Source organism: Mycolicibacterium sp. XJ1819 (assembly GCF_053483675.1).
Genome location: NZ_JBEFST010000011.1, coordinates 109044 through 125446, shown reverse-complemented (window position 1 = coordinate 125446; position 16403 = coordinate 109044). Strand labels below are relative to the sequence as shown.

Below are 16403 nucleotides of genomic sequence, written 5' to 3'. Positions count from 1 at the left end.
GGGTTTTTTCGTCGCCGACGGGTGTGGGGTCAGCCGGTCCTGGTGTGCGGCCACATCTTCTCGATCTGGGCGTTGAACTCCGCCCCGAGCAACACCGCCAGCGCGGTGATGTAGAGCCACAGCACGACCGCGATCGGCACCGCGAGCTGGCTGTACACGGTGCCCTCGCGAAGGCTCACCGCCAGATAGGCGCGCAACGCCGCCGACGCCACCAGCCACAGCACCACCGCCAGCACGGCCCCGGGGATGTCGCGACGCCATGGCGTGCTCCATGGCACGCCGACGTGGTAGAGCGTGACCAGCCCGACCAGGATCAGCAGCGCGATTCCCGGCCAGAACAACACGTCCAGCGCCCGCAGCGTGGTGTCGGTCAGCGGGTCGGGGGTCAGCCATTTCACGACCTTGGGTCCCAGTACCAGCGGCGGCAGGATCGCGACCGCCCCGATGAGCGCGGCGACCGTCAATCCCAGCGCGAGCAGCCGCCGACGCCAGGCGGGCCGCGGTTCGACGCCGTAGGCGATGGTGACCGTCTCCACGCAGCGGTTCACCGCCCTGGAACCGGTCCACACGCTGAGCAGGATGCCGACCGAGATCACGCTGCCGCGACGTTGTTCTAGTGCGGCCTCGACCACCTCCCGGTACGACGCGAACGTCCGCTCGGCGAGCAGGGACTGCGGCACCTCGAGCACGAGGCGGTGCAGTTCGGCGGTGCCTTGCGGGCCAAGTACTTCGGCGATGTATCCGAGCGAACCCAGGCCGGCGATCAGCAGCGCGGGCAGCGAGATCAGCGTGAACAGCGCGACCTCGGCGGCCAGGCCGGGCACGCGGTCCCTGATGGAGTCCAGGACGGTGCGGGCGATCAACCGCCAGGCCTGCCGCAATGGCCTGGGCGCACGGTTGAGCATCGAGATGGCCCGTCGCTGCAGCGTCGAACCGAGGGCGGCGAACCCGGCGAGCCACGACGACAGCGGTGCCACGCTTGTCGAGGGTAGGTGGTCGCCGCGGGTGGCGGCGGGCGTCGGGGCGGCAGCCTAGACTGGCCGCGTGTTGATCGGTTCGCATGTCCACAACGAAGACCCGCTGGCCGCCGCGGAGGCCGACGGCGCCGATGTCGTGCAGTTCTTCCTCGGCAACCCGCAGAGCTGGAAGAAGCCCAAACCCCGCGAGGACGCCGAGGCGCTCAAGGCCTCCAGCGTGCCGCTGTATGTGCACGCGCCGTATCTGATCAACGTCGCATCGGCGAACAACAGGGTGCGCATCCCGTCGCGCAAGATCCTGCAGGACACCTGCGATGCGGCCGCCGAGGTCGGGGCGACGGCGGTGATCGTGCACGGCGGGCATGCCGACGACAAGGACTGGGAGGCCGGGTTCGAGCGCTGGGTCAAGGCGCTGAAGTACCTCGAGACCGACGTACCGGTCTACCTGGAGAACACCGCAGGCGGCGATCACGCGATGGCCCGCCACTTCGACACCATCGCCCGGTTGTGGGATCACATCGGCGATATGGGCATCGGCTTCTGCCTGGACACCTGCCATGCGTGGGCTGCCGGGGAGGCGCTGATCGACGCCGTCGACCGCATCAAGGCGATCACCGGGCGAATCGACCTGGTGCACTGTAACGACTCGCGGGACGCGGCGGGCTCGGGCGCCGACCGGCACGCCAACTTCGGCACCGGCCAGATCGACCCGCAACTGCTGGTCGCGGTGGTCAAGGCGGCCGAGGCCCCGGTCATCTGCGAGACCGCCGACGAGGGCCGCAAGGACGACATCGCCTTCCTGCGCGAGCACCTGGGCTGATCACGAAACGCTAACTGAACTGCCGTCTACCTGGCAGTTACGCCCCGGTGAACTAGATTCTTGGGAGTGTCTGCAGTTGACGAGTCGTCAATTGCGCTGCCGCACGTCCTGGATCCGGTCGACGCCCGCGACCGATGGCTGACCATCGCGCGGCGGACCGCGATCGCCACCTGGGCCGTCATCGTGGTCTACCGCACGATCACGACGGGGTTCGCATTCAACCGCGAACTGCTGCTGCTCTACATCTCCACCGGTCTGCTCGCGGCGAGCATCGGGCAGGGCCGGCGCATGCTCTTCGTCATCCGCGACTGGCTGCCGTTCGCGCTGGTTCTCATCGCCTACGACCTGAGCAGGGGCGCCGCCGGCCTGGTCGGCCGGCCGACGCTGTGGCACTGGCAAATCGACGCCGACCGGTGGATGTTCTTCGGCACCGTGCCCACGGTGTGGCTGCAGGAACGGCTGAAATCGCCGCACCCGCCGTGGTGGGAAGTGGTCATCAGCTCGGTCTACATGTCGTTTTTCATCCTGCCGTACGTGATCGCGGCGATGCTGTGGCTGCGCAACCGCGAGGAGTGGAAGTCGTTCGTCCGATTGTTCGTCGGGCTGTCCTTCACCGCGCTGGTGATCTATGCGCTACTGCCCGCCGCCCCGCCGTGGGCGGCCGCCAGGTGCACGTCCGTCGACGTCGCGGGCGGACCGTCGGGCCCGCGCTGCATGTTCCGCTCGGCGCGCGGCGTTCCCGACGGTGGACTGCTCGGGGCCATGTCCAGCGCCCAGGACGGCGCCAACGGCTGGATCGAGCGGATCGTCGGCCGCGGCTGGGGCAAACTCAACCTGCATTCGGCCAGCGCGCTGATCGACCAGGGCCAGGCCAGCGTCAACCTGGTCGCGGCCATCCCGTCGTTGCACGCCGGGCTGTCCCTGGGGATCGCGGCGTTCCTGTGGACCCGCGTGCAGCGCGGCTGGCGGCCGATCCTGGTCGCTTACGTGCTGATCATGGCGTTCACACTGGTCTACACCGCCGAGCACTACGTCGTCGACATCCTGCTGGGTTGGGCGCTGGCGGCCGTCGTCATGGCCGCGCTCAACCGTTTCGAGACCCGCCGGGCTCAGCGTCGACGAACGATCAGCGTGCCGCCGACGAAGCCGGCCTCCGACGAGCCGGTGATGACGCCGGACAGTTGATCGTCGAGCCAGGCCAGTTCCATGGTGTTGGCGCCCCGACAGCGCGGGTCGGCGCCCGGCTTCAAAGTCGTTTCCACGGTGAGGGTTTCGGGGGTTCGGTTCGTCTCGTTGACCGCGCTGTTGCAGGTGAGGTCGCCCGACCTGGTGACGATGCTGCCCGTCAACGGGTCGGACACGTCGACGTGCAGTGCGGCCGCACCCGTCCCGGTCAACCCGGCCGAGAAGTAGCTGCCCGACCACGTCCCCTTCATGTCCGGCCGATGCGAGAAGTCCTGCGGGCGGTTGTAACCCACCACCCGTGACGTCCACCCCACCAGCATCGTCCTGCCCGCCGGGACCAGGTCGATGCCAGACACCGGCAGCGGTGCGGGCGTGTCGCCCTCCCTGGTGCCGACCAGCCACAGCTCACCGCCGTCGTCGACGTACGCGACCCGCGTCGCGTCGGGGCTGGCCACCGGGTTCGCCACGGTCGTCGAGTTGCCCGTGGGCAGAAGCGGAATCCCGACGGCCGAATCGCAGTTGCGAAGGCCAGGCGTGTCGCCGATGTCGGTCTTGAGGATCTGTCGCCCGTCGCCGGACACATGCAGATACTCGGCAGGGGAGAGCCAACTGGCCGCGAAGGTCGGACACCACACCGCGTCGAACAGCCGGCCCGCGCCGTCGCGTTTGAACACGACGTCGTCGCCGTCGGGCAGATACGGCACCGGTTCGCCGCCGTCGCTCTGTCCGGCCCGCACCAGATGCACCCCGCCCGACCCCCGGTAGAAGAAGTTCCCGAGGCCGTCGAAGCCGATCGCCTCGCCGCCGTCGACATCGGTGAAGTTGCTCTCCGGATCGACCCAGCCCGCCCGCTTCGCGCCGTCGACCTCGCGTGTCACCGCATACCGCGACCAGTCCGGAGCCAACCTGATGTCGCCGGGATTGGCGACACTGAACGACTCCGGCGACACGTTGAGCGTCGCCGCGTGCGAGTACTTTCCGGACGACGGGTCGATGAACCCGACCACCGGTGAGGCCGGATCCTCCACCGCCACCACGACGATTCCCGAGCCCGACGGTGTCGGAGTCGTGGTCGGCACCGGGGGCGCGCTCTGTGAGCACCCGGCCAGCACCACGGAGACGACGGTCGCGGAGACGACAACTGCACGCATACGCGCGGACATCATGGCTGGTTCCTCCGCGACGATTGCCGGTAGCAACGGTTGGCAGCAGGTTAACCCACCCACCCCCGGCTACGAGGTAGCCCGGGCTGGCCGCACGCGTATTACAGCTATTGTGCAACTGTCGGCAAACTGTAATATGAAGGCCATGTCAGACACGCACGTCGTCACCAATCAGGCCCCGCCGCTTCAGGACCACAACCCCGCCACCTCGCCGGTGCTGACCGAGGCACTGATCCGCGAGGGCGGCGAGTGGGGCCTCGACGAGGTCACCGAGCTCGGGGCGCTTGCCGGTAGTGCCAAGGCGCAGCGCTGGGGTGAACTGGCCGACCGTAATCGGCCGATCCTGCACACCCACGACGCGTACGGCCACCGCGTCGACGAGGTCGAGTACGACCCCGCCTACCACGCACTGATGGCGGTCGCCGTCGGGCACGGACTGCACGCCGCGCCGTGGGCCGACGACCGACCGGGCGCCCACGTGGTGCGCGCGGCCAAGACCTCGGTGTGGACGCCGGAGCCCGGCCACATCTGTCCGATCTCGATGACCTACGCCGTCGTGCCCGCACTGCGGCACAACCCGGACCTGGCGGCCACCTACGAACCGCTGCTCACCAGCCGCGTCTACGACCCTGAACTGAAGGTGCCCACCACCAAGGCCGGCATCACCGCGGGGATGTCGATGACCGAGAAGCAGGGCGGCTCCGACGTCCGCGCGGGCACCACCGAGGCCACCCCCAACGGCGACGGGACGTACTCGTTGCGTGGCCACAAGTGGTTCACCTCCGCGCCGATGTGCGACATCTTCCTCGTGCTCGCGCAGGCCCCCGGCGGGTTGAGCTGCTTCTTCCTGCCGCGGATCCTGCCCGACGGCAGCCGCAACCGGATGCTGTTGCAACGGCTCAAGGACAAGCTCGGCAACCACGCCAACGCCTCCAGCGAGGTGGAGTACGACGGTGCGGTGGCGTGGCTGGTCGGCGAGGAGGGGCGCGGGGTGCCGACCATCATCGAGATGGTCAACCTCACCCGGTTGGACTGCACGCTGGGCAGCGCCACCAGCATGCGCAACGGACTGGCCCGCGCGATCCATCACGTCCAGCATCGAAAAGCCTTCGGCGAGTATCTGATCGACCAGCCGCTGATGCGCAACGTGCTGGCCGACCTCGCCGTGGAGGCCGAGGCTGCGACCGTCGTCGCGATGCGGATGGCCGGCGCCACCGACGCCGCGGTCCGCGGTGACGAGCGTGAGACGCTGTTGCGCCGCATCGGCCTGGCGGCCAGCAAGTACTGGGTGTGCAAGCGCGCCACCCCGCACGCGGCCGAGGCGATGGAATGCCTGGGCGGCAATGGCTATGTGGAGGACTCCGGTATGCCGCGGCTGTACCGCGAGGCGCCTCTGATGGGCATCTGGGAGGGCTCGGGAAACGTCAGCGCGCTGGACACGTTGCGCGCCATGGCAACTCGGCCGGAATGCGTCGACGTGTTGTTCGACGAGCTCGCGGGCACCGCAGGGGTCGACCCGCGACTGGATGCGTTCGTGGGTCAGTTGCGGCCCGCGTTCGGCGACCTCGAGACCATCCAGTACCGCGCCCGAAAGGTCGCCGAGGACATCAGCCTGGCCCTGCAGGGCTCGCTGCTGGTGCGCCACGGCCACCCCGCGGTCGCCGAGGCCTTTTTGGCCACCCGGATGGGCGGTGCGTGGGGCGGCGCCTTCGGCACCCTGCCGACCGGCCTGGACCTCGCGCCGATCCTCGAGCGCGCGATGGTGAAGGGATGACGCACGCGATCAGGCCCGTCGACTTCGACAATCTCAAGACGATGACCTACGAGGTCACCGACCGGGTTGCGCGCATCACGTTCAACCGGCCGGAGAAGGGCAACGCGATCGTCGCGGACACACCGCTGGAGTTGTCCGCGCTCGTCGAGCGCGCCGATCTGGATCCGAATGTCCACGTGATCCTGGTATCCGGTCGCGGAGAGGGCTTCTGCGCCGGTTTCGACCTGTCGGCGTACGCCGAGGGGTCCTCGTCGGCAGGCGGCGGCAGCCCCTATCGCGACACCGTGCTCTCGGGTAAGACCCAGGCGGTCAACCATCTGCCGGATCAGCCGTGGGACCCGATGATCGATTACCAGATGATGAGTCGGTTCGTCCGCGGTTTCTCGAGCCTGTTGCACGCCGACAAGCCGACCGTGGTCAAGATCCACGGGTACTGCGTGGCCGGCGGCACTGACATCGCGCTGCACGCCGATCAGATCATCGCCGCGGCGGACGCCAAGATCGGCTACCCGCCGACCAGGGTGTGGGGCGTGCCCGCAGCGGGGATGTGGGCACACCGGCTCAGTGATCAGCGTGCGAAACGTCTGCTGCTGACCGGTGATTCGATCACCGGGGCCCAGGCCGCCGAGTGGGGGCTGGCGGTCGAGGCGCCGGACCCCGCCGACCTCGATGAGCGCACCGAGCGACTGGTCGAGCGGATCGCCGCGGTGCCGGTCAACCAGCTGATCATGGTCAAGCTGGCGATGAACTCGGCGCTGTTGAACCAGGGCGTGGCCAACAGTGCGATGGTCTCGACGGTGTTCGACGGGGTCGCCCGGCACACGCCGGAGGGCCACGAGTTCGTCGCGTTGTCGCGTGAGCACGGCTTCCGTGAGGCCGTCCGCAGGCGTGACGAGCCGTTCGGCGATCACGGCCGCAAGACCTCCGGGGTGTGATGCCGAGGTCGTTGTCGCGGTTGACGGCCCGCTCCGTCGTGCTGAGCGTGCTGCTCGGCGCGCATCCGGCATGGGCGACGGTGAGCGAATTGATCGCGCTGACAGCCGACTTCGGCATCCGCGAATCGACGCTGCGGGTGGCGCTGACCCGGATGGTCGGCGCCGGTGACCTGGTGCGCTCCGAGGACGGCTATCGGCTCTCGGACCGCCTGCTGGCCCGTCAGCGCCGCCAGGACGACGCGATCAACCCCAGGTTGCGGGATTGGACTTCAGAGTGGAAGACCGTGGTGATCACCAGCGTCGGCACGGATGCCCGTACCCGGGCCGGCCTGCGGACCAGCCTGCAGCACAACCGCTTCGGGGAACTGCGCGAGGGTATCTGGTTGCGTCCGGACAACCTGGAGATGACCCTGCCCGCCGATGTGCTCGACCGGGTCCGGGTGCTGCGATCGCGCGACGCCGATCCCGCCGATTTGGCTGAGCGGCTGTGGAACCTGCCCGAATGGGCGCAGATCAGCCATCAGCTCTTGGATGACATGCATTCCGCGACCGGTATTCCCGGCAGATTCGTCACCGCGGCCGCGATGGTGCGCCACCTGCTGACCGATCCGGTGCTGCCCGCCGAGTTGCTGCCAGACGACTGGCCCGGCGAGGCCCTGCGTCGAGCCTACAACGACTTCGCCGCCGAGCTGTCCGCGCGGCGCCACACCGAGCAACTGATGGAGGCGACATGACCGACGCTGTGCGGGTCTCAAAGGACGGCCCGGTGACCACGGTGATCATGAACCGGCCGACGGCCCGTAACGCCGTCAACGGCCCGACGGCCGAGGCGTTGTACGCCGCGTTCGACGCATTCGACAAGGACGACTCGGCAGCGGTCGCGGTGCTGTGGGGTGACAACGGAACGTTCTGCGCCGGAGCCGATCTCAAGGCAATTGGCACTCCGGACTCCAACCCGGTGCACCGCACCGGCCCCGGCCCGATGGGGCCGACGCGAATGGTGTTGTCCAAGCCGGTGATCGCCGCGGTCAGCGGCTATGCCGTCGCGGGTGGACTCGAGTTGGCCCTGTGGTGCGATCTGCGGGTGGTCGAGCAGGACGCGGTGATGGGCGTGTTCTGTCGCCGCTGGGGTGTCCCGCTCATCGACGGCGGCACGGTGCGGTTACCGCGGCTGATCGGCCAGAGTCGCGCCATGGACATGATCCTCACTGGCCGGGCGGTCGACGCCGACGAGGCGCTCGCGATCGGTCTGGCCAACCGAGTCGTACCGAAAGGTCAAGCGCGCCAACAGGCTGAGGAACTGGCCGCCGAACTCGCCAAGTTCCCGCAGCAGTGCATGCGGTCGGATCGGCTGTCGGTGCTCAACCAATGGGGAAGTCCGGAAGCCGAAGCCATGGACTTCGAGTTCGGCAGCATGTCGCGGGTCGCCGCCGAGTCGCTGGAGGGCGCGGCGCGGTTCGCGGCGGGTGCGGGCCGCCACGGCACCTCCGCCTGAGAGCCGGGGGAACTACTCCGGCTTGCGGAAAACCTGGATGCCCCAGGCGAGGTGACCCCGGTCGGCGGCCTGCACCCAATGCCTGAGCCCGGTCAGCATCCGGTCCAGGTATTCGGCCGAGGACTTCTCCTCGAGCTCCGCGCGCCGCGCCGTCAACTCCTCACCCACCCGTTGGTAATGGGTGCGCAGGTTGTCGACCAGATCGATCTGGTCCACCACCTCGAAACCGATGGCCTGGGCGGCCTTGCGGTAGAACCGCATCGAGCCCAGATCCCGCAGATTGAGCCGTTCGTAGACCGGCCGCAGCACCCCGTCGGGCACGTCGTCGATCTGCATCGGGTCGGTGAAGATGAGTTCACCGCCGGGTTTGAGCACCCGGAACGCCTCGGCGATCACCTTGCGTCGGTTGGGAGCGTGCAGGAACGCGTCCTGGGACCACACGACGTCGTAGCTGTTGTCCGGTTCGGGCACGTCATCGAAGCTGGCGTGCACCACCTGGATCTTGTCCTCGAGACCGGCCGCCGCAGTCTTTCGCCGGTTCGTGTCGTTCTGCGCCTCGGAGATGTTGATACAGGTCACCGAGCAACCGTGCTGACCGGCCAGCCGACGGGCGGACCCGCCGTAGCCGGACCCCAGGTCGAGCACCCGGCTGGTGCTGTCGAGCCTGGACAACCGGCCCACCATCCGGTCCACCGTCTCGACACTGGCGGCGCGGATGTCCCCGGTGTTCTCGTAGCAGCCGACGTGAATGTCCTCGCCGCCCCAGACCATCGAGTAGAACGCGTCGGCGTCGTCGCTGTCGTAGTAGGCCTCGGCCTCGTTCTGGGCGCTGGCCGCTTCGGGCACCGACTTCTCCGCCACGTGGATGAAGAAGTCCGGGTCGCTGTCCTGGTAGGTCTCCTGGAAATCGCCGTAGGTCCGCACCCGCTCGAAACCGGCCTCCCGGATCAGCCTGCGCAGGTAATTCTTTCGCAGCGGGAACATGTTCAACGTGTACTCGGTGTCGTCGGGGAACGTGTACTTGAACCGCGCAAGGCCCTCGTCGATGTGCTCGGGTTCCGCGGTGACCTGATCGCCGCAGTAGTAGTACTTGTGCTTCGACTTGAAGCCGTTGTCGAGCATTTCGTCGTAATTGCGCTGGTCGATGATCAGGATTCCGTCGTGCCGAAGCGCCGCGTAGAACTCGGCAAGCGCGCGCCTGCGGTCCTGCTCGTCATGAAGGTGGGTGAACGAGTTGCCCAGGCAGATCACGGCGTCGTACTTGCCGATGATGTCGCGGTTGAGGTAGCGCCAGTCGGCCTGCACGGTCTTGAGGATCAGGCCGCGTTTGGCCCCGTTCTCAAACGCCTTGGCGAGCATGGCCGCCGAACCGTCGGCGCTGGCCACATCGAAGCCGGCCTCGGTGAGCCGCACGGAATGAAACCCGGTGCCCGTCGCGACATCGAGAATGTGGTGCTTGTTGCGGGCCCGCAGCACATCGATGAAGAACTGCCCTTCGGACTGCGCGCGGGCGTCCCAGTCGATCAGCTCGTCCCACTTCTCCACGAAGCTCATGACGTATTCGGCCCGGTACAGGTCGGTGTCGCGGTCCGCGAGCGGATCCTCACCGTAATTCTGTTCGCGCAACCGCAGCTCCGCGTTGTCTTGCACATTCGAAAACGTCGACATTTCGCCTCTTCCTCTGCGCTACCCGTCGCCGCAACCGGGCTCCGAACCGCGCCACCGACCCGTGACACGGCAAGATCGATGCCGTCGGCCGACGCGGAGCGGGCTCATTCACAACGACTCACCAAGCGGCGGCGAACGGAGGATCTCAAAGCCCGCGAATTCCGCCGGGCATTCACCGCGCGACGCCATGTCCGGTCGTGCGCTGGCACTGACCGCTCGAAGGGACAGTCTATGACATGGCAAATAACGGCGGCACGGCCGGTGCGTCCGCGCGCGATGAAATCCGTTGGGAACGGCTAATTTTTGCGGATGTTGTTGTTCGTGCCGGTGTCGTTGATCGTCGGGTCGCCGTCTTTGTAGGTGACGGTGTTGTTCAGGCCCACGACGCTGATCTCCTTGTCGACCTTGTCGAACGTGACCTTGTTGTCGGCGCCGCCGATGTTGACGTTCGCGCAGGTACCCGTGACGGTCAGCGTGTTGTTGGAGCCGCCGATGTTCAGTGACTTGCCGTCGGCGCAGTCGATGTCGGCGGTGGTGCCGAACGACCCGTAGTTGATGGTGTTGCCGATCTCGAGCTGCGCGCCCGATGTGCCCGCCGTCGCGGTCGGGGTGTTCGTATCCCCGCTGTCCGAACCGCAGCCGGCCAGCGCAAGCGTCGCGGCAACGGCGACCGGCAGGGCCGTCAGCGCCAGACGCGCCCTCATGCGGGCACCTGCGAGATGCGGTTGGTCATCCCCAGTTCACGGCCGCGGTCGGACACCAGGGGCGCGCCGTTCTTGTACAGCACGGTCTGATCCCACCCGTAGACGGTGATGTCGTTGACGACGTTGTCGGCCACCACGACGTTCCCGTTGCCCTGCAGGGTCACGGCCCAGCACGAACCCAGCGCGGTGATCTGGTTGTTCGCCCCGTTGACGAGCAGCGTGGAGTCCTGGCAGTCGATCGTCTGCACCACGCCGATGCCGGTGATGGTCGTGTCCTGCCCACGGTGGCCCCCGACGACGCCGGGCTTGGCGCATTCCCGCAGCACCGGATTGCACACCACCGGTTCGGCCTGCGCGGGCGCCGCCGCGGTCAGCGAGAGCGGGATGGCGATGGCCAGCGTCCAGGCCGCAGTGGTCCGCGTCATGGGGGAGAGCGTACTTCGCGGCGATGCCGTGATGGCAGGGTTCGTCCGAGTCGCCAATACCGACGGTGCTCGGTAGCGTGAAGTGCGATGGGTTGGCGTGTCAATCCGGTTGCTGTCGTCGCGGTCACGGCGGTAGCAGCCGTTGCTGGGTGTGCTACGACCGTCAGCGGGACCGCGCTGCGGGCGCAACCCGGCGTCCCCGATCCCGACCGCAGTTATGCCTACGTCGACAACCGCTGCGGACTGCTGCTCGACGAGACGGTCCGCGAAACCCTCGGCGCCGACCACGTGGTCCGGCCCTACAGCGGCGCGGTCTGCCAATACGTGCTGACCCGGGCCGACGCGACCGTCGACGTGACGTTCTCCTGGTTCGAATCGGGAAGCCTGGAGCGTGAGCGCAACCTGGCCGCCGACCGGGGCGCGACGGTGACCGACGCCGACGTCGAGCGGCACAGCGCGTTTCTCGCACGACGCGACACCACCGGCGTGGCCTGCTCGGCGACGTCGGCGGCGGGCACCGGCGTGGTCAGTTGGTGGGTGCAGATCCGCGGCCGGTCCGACGGAGATCCCTGTGCCGATGCCCGATCGCTGCTGGCGGCCACGTTGAGCTCGGACATGTGACGATGTCGGATCTTCGGTTCTGGATCGGTGCCGTCGTCCTCTGCGCGATCGCGCTCGGCGGTTGCGCCGCCGATGGCGACCCCGACCGCTCGGCCGGGCCCGCCCCGGCGCCGGCGTCTGGCGACGGATTTCGCAGCGGCGACTGCAACGGCGTCACCGACGCCGACATCGCGGCCGCGGCCGGCGGCGGCTTGTTCACCCCGGCAGCGGTCAGCGACGCCGGCTGTTTCTGGCAGGAGAACACCGTGTTCGGCACCGTCGGAGCCGGGATGGGGATCTCGACGTGGTGGTACCGGGGCAGCGACATGGACACCGAACGCAAGCTGGAGGCGCAGGCCGGCCGCGACCTCACCGAGCTGTCGCTGGACGGCAACAAGGGGTTCAAGGCCTTCGACGGCAACGCCTGCAGCATCTATGTGGCCAAGGGCGGTGACGTCATCACCTGGTCGATCCAGACGATGAACCCCGCGACGCTGCCCGACCTGTGCGCGATCACCGAGCGATTGGCCAGCATCAGCCAGCAGCGTGTGAACTGACCTCGCCAAACTAGAGGTGTTAGCTTTGCCGTGGTCCGATCGGGCCGACAGACGATGAATTCGAGGGGGCGAAGCGCGTGGCACCACCATCCGAATCGCACTCTCCTGCGGCGGCCCGATCCTCGGGTTCCGGGCGGCGGCCGGCCAAGCTCAGCCGCGACGCGATCGTCAACGCGGCCCTGACGTTTCTAGACCGCGAGGGCTGGGATGCGCTGACCATCAATGCGCTGGCCACCCAGCTGGGCACCAAGGGCCCGTCGCTGTACAACCACGTGCACAGCCTTGAAGACCTGCGCAGATGCGTGCGGATGCGGGTGGTCGGCGACATCATCGACATGCTCAACACGGTCGGTCAGGGCCGCACCCGCGACGACGCGGTGATCGCGATGGCCAGCTCCTACCGCAGTTACGCCCACCACCACCCGGGCCGCTACTCGGCGTTCACCCGGATGCCGCTCGACGGCGACGATCCCGAGTTCACCGAGGCCACCAGGGCGGCCGCCGCGCCGGTGATCGACGTGCTGGCGTCCTACGGACTCGACGGCGAGAACGCGTTCTACGCGGCGCTGGAGTTCTGGTCGGCCATGCACGGGTTCGTGTTGCTGGAGATGACGGGGGCGATGAACGGTATTGACGCCGACGCGCTCTACAGCGATATGGTGATGCGGTTGGCGGCCGGCATGGAACGCCGCTAGATCCCGGCTGGTCAGCGCGGCTTTGACGCGCTTTGACCTGCGCTGCCGTGGCCAGGTATTGTGGACGATCGTGCCTGGCAGATAAGGCGCTTGCGGTATGCGAAACCGCAGGCATGCCTGCACGCCGGGCTAATTCGCGTGTCGCCATGCCCTGAGAATTAGGCAGTTTGTCGTCAAATTGCCTTCGAATTGTCAGGCGGGCGCGTGCGACACACCCGGTCGCGGGGTACGTGAGCGGGAGATAACTGCAGTACAGCGACTTACAACAGCAGAGAAACACAGAAAGCCGGTAGATGCCAACCATCCAGCAGCTGGTCCGCAAAGGGCGCCGCGACAAGCCAGGCAAGGTAAAAGTTGCGGCCCTCAAGGGCAGTCCGCAGCGCCGCGGCGTGTGCACCCGCGTGTACACCACCACGCCGAAGAAGCCGAACTCGGCGCTTCGCAAGGTCGCGCGCGTGAAGCTGACCAGCCAGGTGGAGGTCACCGCCTACATCCCCGGTGAGGGCCACAACCTGCAGGAGCACTCGATGGTGCTGGTGCGCGGCGGCCGGGTGAAGGACCTGCCGGGTGTGCGCTACAAGATCATCCGCGGCTCGCTGGACACCCAGGGCGTGAAGGGCCGCAGGCAGGCCCGCAGCCGTTACGGCGCCAAGAAGGAGAAGAGCTGATGCCGCGTAAGGGACCCGCGCCCAAGCGTCCGTTGGTCAGCGATCCCGTCTACGGATCGCAGCTGGTCACCCAGCTGGTCAACAAGGTTCTCGTGCGAGGGAAGAAATCGTTGGCCGAACGCATTGTTTACGATGCGCTCGAACAGGCCCGCGACAAGACCGGCACCGACCCGGTGGTCACCCTCAAGCGCGCTCTGGACAACGTCAAGCCCGCGCTGGAGGTGCGTAGCCGCCGTGTCGGTGGTGCGACCTACCAGGTGCCCGTCGAGGTGCGGCCGGAACGGTCCACCACGCTGGCCCTGCGCTGGCTGGTGACCTTCTCACGGCAGCGTCGGGAGAAAACCATGGTCGAGCGCCTGGCGAACGAGATCATGGACGCCAGCAATGGCCTGGGTGCCGCCGTCAAGCGGCGCGAGGACACCCACAAGATGGCCGAGGCGAACCGCGCCTTCGCGCACTACCGCTGGTGAGTATGCGCCCGCGAGCAGTGCGGCTGCGGGCGATCCACCAAGGCTGACAACAGCAACTATCAAGCGAGAGAGAAGACTTCTGTGGCACAGAAGGACGTGCTGACCGACCTGAACAAGGTCCGCAATATCGGCATCATGGCGCACATCGATGCCGGTAAGACCACGACCACCGAGCGCATCCTGTACTACACCGGTGTCAACTACAAGATGGGCGAGACGCACGACGGCGCTTCGACCACCGACTGGATGGAACAGGAGCAGGAGCGCGGGATCACCATCACGTCGGCCGCGGTCACCTGCTTCTGGAACGACCACCAGATCAACATCATCGACACCCCCGGCCACGTCGACTTCACCGTCGAGGTGGAGCGCAGCCTGCGGGTGCTCGACGGTGCTGTCGCGGTGTTCGACGGCAAAGAGGGTGTCGAACCGCAGTCCGAGCAGGTGTGGCGGCAGGCCGACAAGTACGACGTGCCGCGGATCTGTTTCGTCAACAAGATGGACAAGATCGGCGCGGACTTCTACTTCACCGTGCAGACCATCAAGGACCGCCTGGGCGCCAAGCCACTGGTCCTTCAGCTGCCGATCGGCGCGGAGGCCGACTTCGAGGGCATCGTCGACCTGGTCGAGATGAGGGCCAAGGTCTGGCAGGGCGAGACGAAGCTGGGCGAGACCTACGAGGTCACCGATATCCCGGCCGACCTCGTGGAGAAGGCCGAGCAGTACCGCAACGAATTGCTCGAGGCCGTCGCCGAGACCGACGAGGAACTGCTGGAGAAGTATTTCGGCGGTGAGGAACTCTCGATCGAGGAGATCAAGGGCGCGATCCGCAAGCTGACCGTCAACAGCGAGGTCTACCCGGTGCTGTGCGGCAGCGCGTTCAAGAACAAGGGCGTGCAGCCCATGCTCGACGCGGTCATCGACTACCTGCCCTCGCCGCTGGACGTCGAGTCGGTTCGCGGCCACGTCCCCGGCAAGGAGGACGAGGAGGTGCTGCGCAAGCCGTCGGTCGACGAGCCGTTCTCCGCGCTGGCGTTCAAGATCGCCGTGCACCCGTTCTTCGGCAAGCTGACCTACGTGCGGGTGTACTCCGGCACCGTGGAGTCGGGTTCGCAGGTGATCAACGCCACCAAGGGTAAGAAGGAACGGCTGGGCAAGCTGTTCCAGATGCACTCCAACAAGGAGAACCCGGTAGAACGGGCCTCCGCTGGGCATATCTATGCGGTGATCGGCCTCAAGGACACCACCACCGGTGACACGCTGTCCGACGCCAATCAGCAGGTCGTGCTGGAGTCGATGACGTTCCCGGATCCGGTGATCGAGGTCGCCATCGAGCCGAAGACCAAGAGCGACCAGGAGAAACTCGGCACGGCGATCCAGAAGCTGGCCGAGGAAGACCCCACCTTCAAGGTGCACCTGGACCAGGAGACCGGCCAGACCGTGATCGGCGGCATGGGCGAGTTGCACCTGGACATCCTGGTGGACCGGATGAAGCGCGAGTTCAAGGTCGAAGCCAACGTCGGCAAGCCGCAGGTGGCCTACAAGGAGACCATCAAGCGCAAGGTCGAGAAGGTCGAGTTCACCCACAAGAAGCAGACGGGTGGTTCGGGCCAGTTCGCCAAGGTCATCATCGACCTCGAGCCGTTCACGGGCGAGGACGGGGCGACCTACGAGTTCGAGAACAAGGTCACCGGTGGCCGTATCCCGCGGGAGTACATCCCGTCGGTGGACGCCGGCGCGCAGGACGCCATGCAGTACGGCGTGTTGGCGGGCTACCCGTTGGTCAATCTGAAGGTCACGCTGCTCGACGGTGCCTACCACGAAGTGGACTCGTCGGAGATGGCGTTCAAAGTCGCGGGTTCACAGGTGCTGAAAAAGGCTGCCAGCCAAGCTCAGCCGGTGATCCTGGAACCGATCATGGCGGTCGAGGTGACCACACCCGAGGACTACATGGGTGAAGTGATCGGTGACCTGAACTCCCGCCGTGGTCAGATCCAGGCCATGGAGGAGCGGGCAGGTGCGCGCGTCGTCAAGGCGCTCGTTCCGCTGTCGGAGATGTTCGGCTATGTCGGCGACCTTCGGTCGAAGTCCCAGGGCCGGGCTAACTACTCCATGGTGTTCGACAGTTACGCCGAGGTTCCGGCGCAGGTGTCGAAGGAGATCATCGCGAAGGCGACGGGTGAGTAAGTTCTGACCCGTCGTTACCGCGGCGAACAACAACTGCAAAGATCAACAACTGCTTTCCAACAAGCACCGACACAGTCCAG

The 16403-nt window shown here is 67.0% G+C and carries 17 protein-coding genes; 12 read left to right on the top strand and 5 right to left on the bottom strand.

The window, feature by feature from the left end:
• Window positions 1-29: 29 nt before the first annotated feature.
• Window positions 30-977 carry a YihY/virulence factor BrkB family protein gene (locus ABQE89_RS13985; RefSeq protein ID WP_448417463.1) on the bottom strand — a complete coding sequence of 316 codons (948 nt, stop codon included), beginning with the start codon at window positions 975-977 and terminating at the stop codon, window positions 30-32.
• Window positions 978-1044: 67 nt separating this feature from the next.
• Here ABQE89_RS13985 and ABQE89_RS13980 point away from each other — a divergent pair, with 67 nt between their 5' ends.
• Window positions 1045-1797 (top strand): deoxyribonuclease IV, encoded by a 753-nt coding sequence (locus ABQE89_RS13980; RefSeq protein ID WP_448417461.1) that lies wholly within the window; start codon window positions 1045-1047, stop codon window positions 1795-1797.
• Between the two features lie 66 nt (window positions 1798-1863).
• Window positions 1864-2982 (top strand): phosphatase PAP2 family protein, encoded by a 1119-nt coding sequence (locus tag ABQE89_RS13975; protein ID WP_448417459.1) that lies wholly within the window; start codon window positions 1864-1866, stop codon window positions 2980-2982.
• Here ABQE89_RS13975 and ABQE89_RS13970 read toward each other — a convergent pair.
• Complete coding sequence (locus ABQE89_RS13970) at window positions 2907-4148, bottom strand: hypothetical protein (RefSeq protein WP_448417457.1); 1242 nt, start codon at window positions 4146-4148, stop codon at window positions 2907-2909. The two genes, ABQE89_RS13975 and ABQE89_RS13970, sit on opposite strands and share 76 nt — an antisense overlap.
• A gap of 142 nt (window positions 4149-4290) precedes the next feature.
• Here ABQE89_RS13970 and ABQE89_RS13965 point away from each other — a divergent pair, with 142 nt between their 5' ends.
• The 4 genes from ABQE89_RS13965 to ABQE89_RS13950 are packed head-to-tail and all read left to right on the top strand — an operon-like array spanning window position 4291 to window position 8349.
• The gene (locus ABQE89_RS13965; protein WP_448417455.1) at window positions 4291-5919 is read left to right on the top strand and encodes an acyl-CoA dehydrogenase family protein; all 1629 of its coding nucleotides are present in this window, start codon (window positions 4291-4293) and stop codon (window positions 5917-5919) included.
• The gene (locus ABQE89_RS13960; RefSeq protein WP_448417453.1) at window positions 5916-6854 is read left to right on the top strand and encodes a crotonase/enoyl-CoA hydratase family protein; all 939 of its coding nucleotides are present in this window, start codon (window positions 5916-5918) and stop codon (window positions 6852-6854) included. The genes ABQE89_RS13965 and ABQE89_RS13960 overlap by 4 nt, the downstream gene beginning before the upstream one ends.
• Entirely contained in the window at window positions 6854-7588 is a 735-nt protein-coding gene (locus tag ABQE89_RS13955) for a PaaX family transcriptional regulator C-terminal domain-containing protein (RefSeq protein ID WP_448417451.1), read from the top strand. The genes ABQE89_RS13960 and ABQE89_RS13955 overlap by 1 nt, the downstream gene beginning before the upstream one ends.
• Window positions 7585-8349, top strand: a complete 765-nt coding sequence (locus tag ABQE89_RS13950; RefSeq protein ID WP_448417449.1) for a crotonase/enoyl-CoA hydratase family protein — start codon at window positions 7585-7587, stop codon at window positions 8347-8349. Before ABQE89_RS13955 ends, ABQE89_RS13950 begins: the two co-directional genes overlap by 4 nt.
• Window positions 8350-8361: 12 nt before the next feature.
• On the opposite strand, the gene ABQE89_RS13945 is transcribed toward ABQE89_RS13950, so the two are convergent.
• From ABQE89_RS13945 to ABQE89_RS13935, 3 genes are all read right to left on the bottom strand, one after another.
• The gene (locus ABQE89_RS13945; RefSeq protein WP_448417447.1) at window positions 8362-10017 is read right to left on the bottom strand and encodes a glycine/sarcosine N-methyltransferase; all 1656 of its coding nucleotides are present in this window, start codon (window positions 10015-10017) and stop codon (window positions 8362-8364) included.
• Window positions 10018-10313: 296 nt separating this feature from the next.
• Window positions 10314-10721: a DUF3060 domain-containing protein gene (locus ABQE89_RS13940; RefSeq protein ID WP_448417445.1), complete on the bottom strand. Its 408-nt coding sequence runs from the start codon at window positions 10719-10721 to the stop codon at window positions 10314-10316.
• Window positions 10718-11146 (bottom strand): DUF3060 domain-containing protein, encoded by a 429-nt coding sequence (locus ABQE89_RS13935; protein ID WP_448417443.1) that lies wholly within the window; start codon window positions 11144-11146, stop codon window positions 10718-10720. The genes ABQE89_RS13940 and ABQE89_RS13935 overlap by 4 nt, the downstream gene beginning before the upstream one ends.
• Before the next feature lie 87 nt (window positions 11147-11233).
• On the opposite strand from ABQE89_RS13935, the gene ABQE89_RS13930 reads away from it, so the two are divergent.
• From ABQE89_RS13930 to fusA, 6 genes are all read left to right on the top strand, one after another.
• Window positions 11234-11767, top strand: a complete 534-nt coding sequence (locus tag ABQE89_RS13930; protein WP_448417441.1) for a DUF3558 domain-containing protein — start codon at window positions 11234-11236, stop codon at window positions 11765-11767.
• Window positions 11768-11769: 2 nt separating this feature from the next.
• Complete coding sequence (locus ABQE89_RS13925; RefSeq protein ID WP_448417439.1) at window positions 11770-12303, top strand: DUF3558 domain-containing protein; 534 nt, start codon at window positions 11770-11772, stop codon at window positions 12301-12303.
• A gap of 77 nt (window positions 12304-12380) precedes the next feature.
• Window positions 12381-12998 carry a TetR/AcrR family transcriptional regulator gene (locus ABQE89_RS13920; protein ID WP_448417437.1) on the top strand — a complete coding sequence of 206 codons (618 nt, stop codon included), beginning with the start codon at window positions 12381-12383 and terminating at the stop codon, window positions 12996-12998.
• A gap of 293 nt (window positions 12999-13291) precedes the next feature.
• Window positions 13292-13666 carry a 30S ribosomal protein S12 gene (gene rpsL / locus ABQE89_RS13915; RefSeq protein WP_448417435.1) on the top strand — a complete coding sequence of 125 codons (375 nt, stop codon included), beginning with the start codon at window positions 13292-13294 and terminating at the stop codon, window positions 13664-13666.
• Window positions 13666-14136 (top strand): 30S ribosomal protein S7, encoded by a 471-nt coding sequence (gene rpsG, locus ABQE89_RS13910; protein WP_448417433.1) that lies wholly within the window; start codon window positions 13666-13668, stop codon window positions 14134-14136. Before rpsL ends, rpsG begins: the two co-directional genes overlap by 1 nt.
• An 81-nt stretch (window positions 14137-14217) precedes the next feature.
• Entirely contained in the window at window positions 14218-16323 is a 2106-nt protein-coding gene (fusA, locus tag ABQE89_RS13905) for an elongation factor G (RefSeq protein ID WP_448417431.1), read from the top strand.
• Window positions 16324-16403 lie beyond the last annotated feature (80 nt).

Coding starts and splice junctions, on each gene's coding strand:
- ABQE89_RS13960 (WP_448417453.1), top strand. CDS start 5,916: ATGACGCACGCGATCAGGCCCGTCGACTTCGACAATCTCAAGACGATG.
- ABQE89_RS13925 (WP_448417439.1), top strand. CDS start 11,770: ATGTCGGATCTTCGGTTCTGGATCGGTGCCGTCGTCCTCTGCGCGATC.
- rpsL (WP_448417435.1), top strand. CDS start 13,292: ATGCCAACCATCCAGCAGCTGGTCCGCAAAGGGCGCCGCGACAAGCCA.
- ABQE89_RS13945 (WP_448417447.1), bottom strand. CDS start 10,017: ATGTCGACGTTTTCGAATGTGCAAGACAACGCGGAGCTGCGGTTGCGC.
- ABQE89_RS13935 (WP_448417443.1), bottom strand. CDS start 11,146: ATGACGCGGACCACTGCGGCCTGGACGCTGGCCATCGCCATCCCGCTC.
- ABQE89_RS13950 (WP_448417449.1), top strand. CDS start 7,585: ATGACCGACGCTGTGCGGGTCTCAAAGGACGGCCCGGTGACCACGGTG.
- rpsG (WP_448417433.1), top strand. CDS start 13,666: ATGCCGCGTAAGGGACCCGCGCCCAAGCGTCCGTTGGTCAGCGATCCC.
- ABQE89_RS13970 (WP_448417457.1), bottom strand. CDS start 4,148: ATGATGTCCGCGCGTATGCGTGCAGTTGTCGTCTCCGCGACCGTCGTC.
- ABQE89_RS13940 (WP_448417445.1), bottom strand. CDS start 10,721: ATGAGGGCGCGTCTGGCGCTGACGGCCCTGCCGGTCGCCGTTGCCGCG.
- ABQE89_RS13955 (WP_448417451.1), top strand. CDS start 6,854: ATGCCGAGGTCGTTGTCGCGGTTGACGGCCCGCTCCGTCGTGCTGAGC.
- ABQE89_RS13965 (WP_448417455.1), top strand. CDS start 4,291: ATGTCAGACACGCACGTCGTCACCAATCAGGCCCCGCCGCTTCAGGAC.
- ABQE89_RS13930 (WP_448417441.1), top strand. CDS start 11,234: ATGGGTTGGCGTGTCAATCCGGTTGCTGTCGTCGCGGTCACGGCGGTA.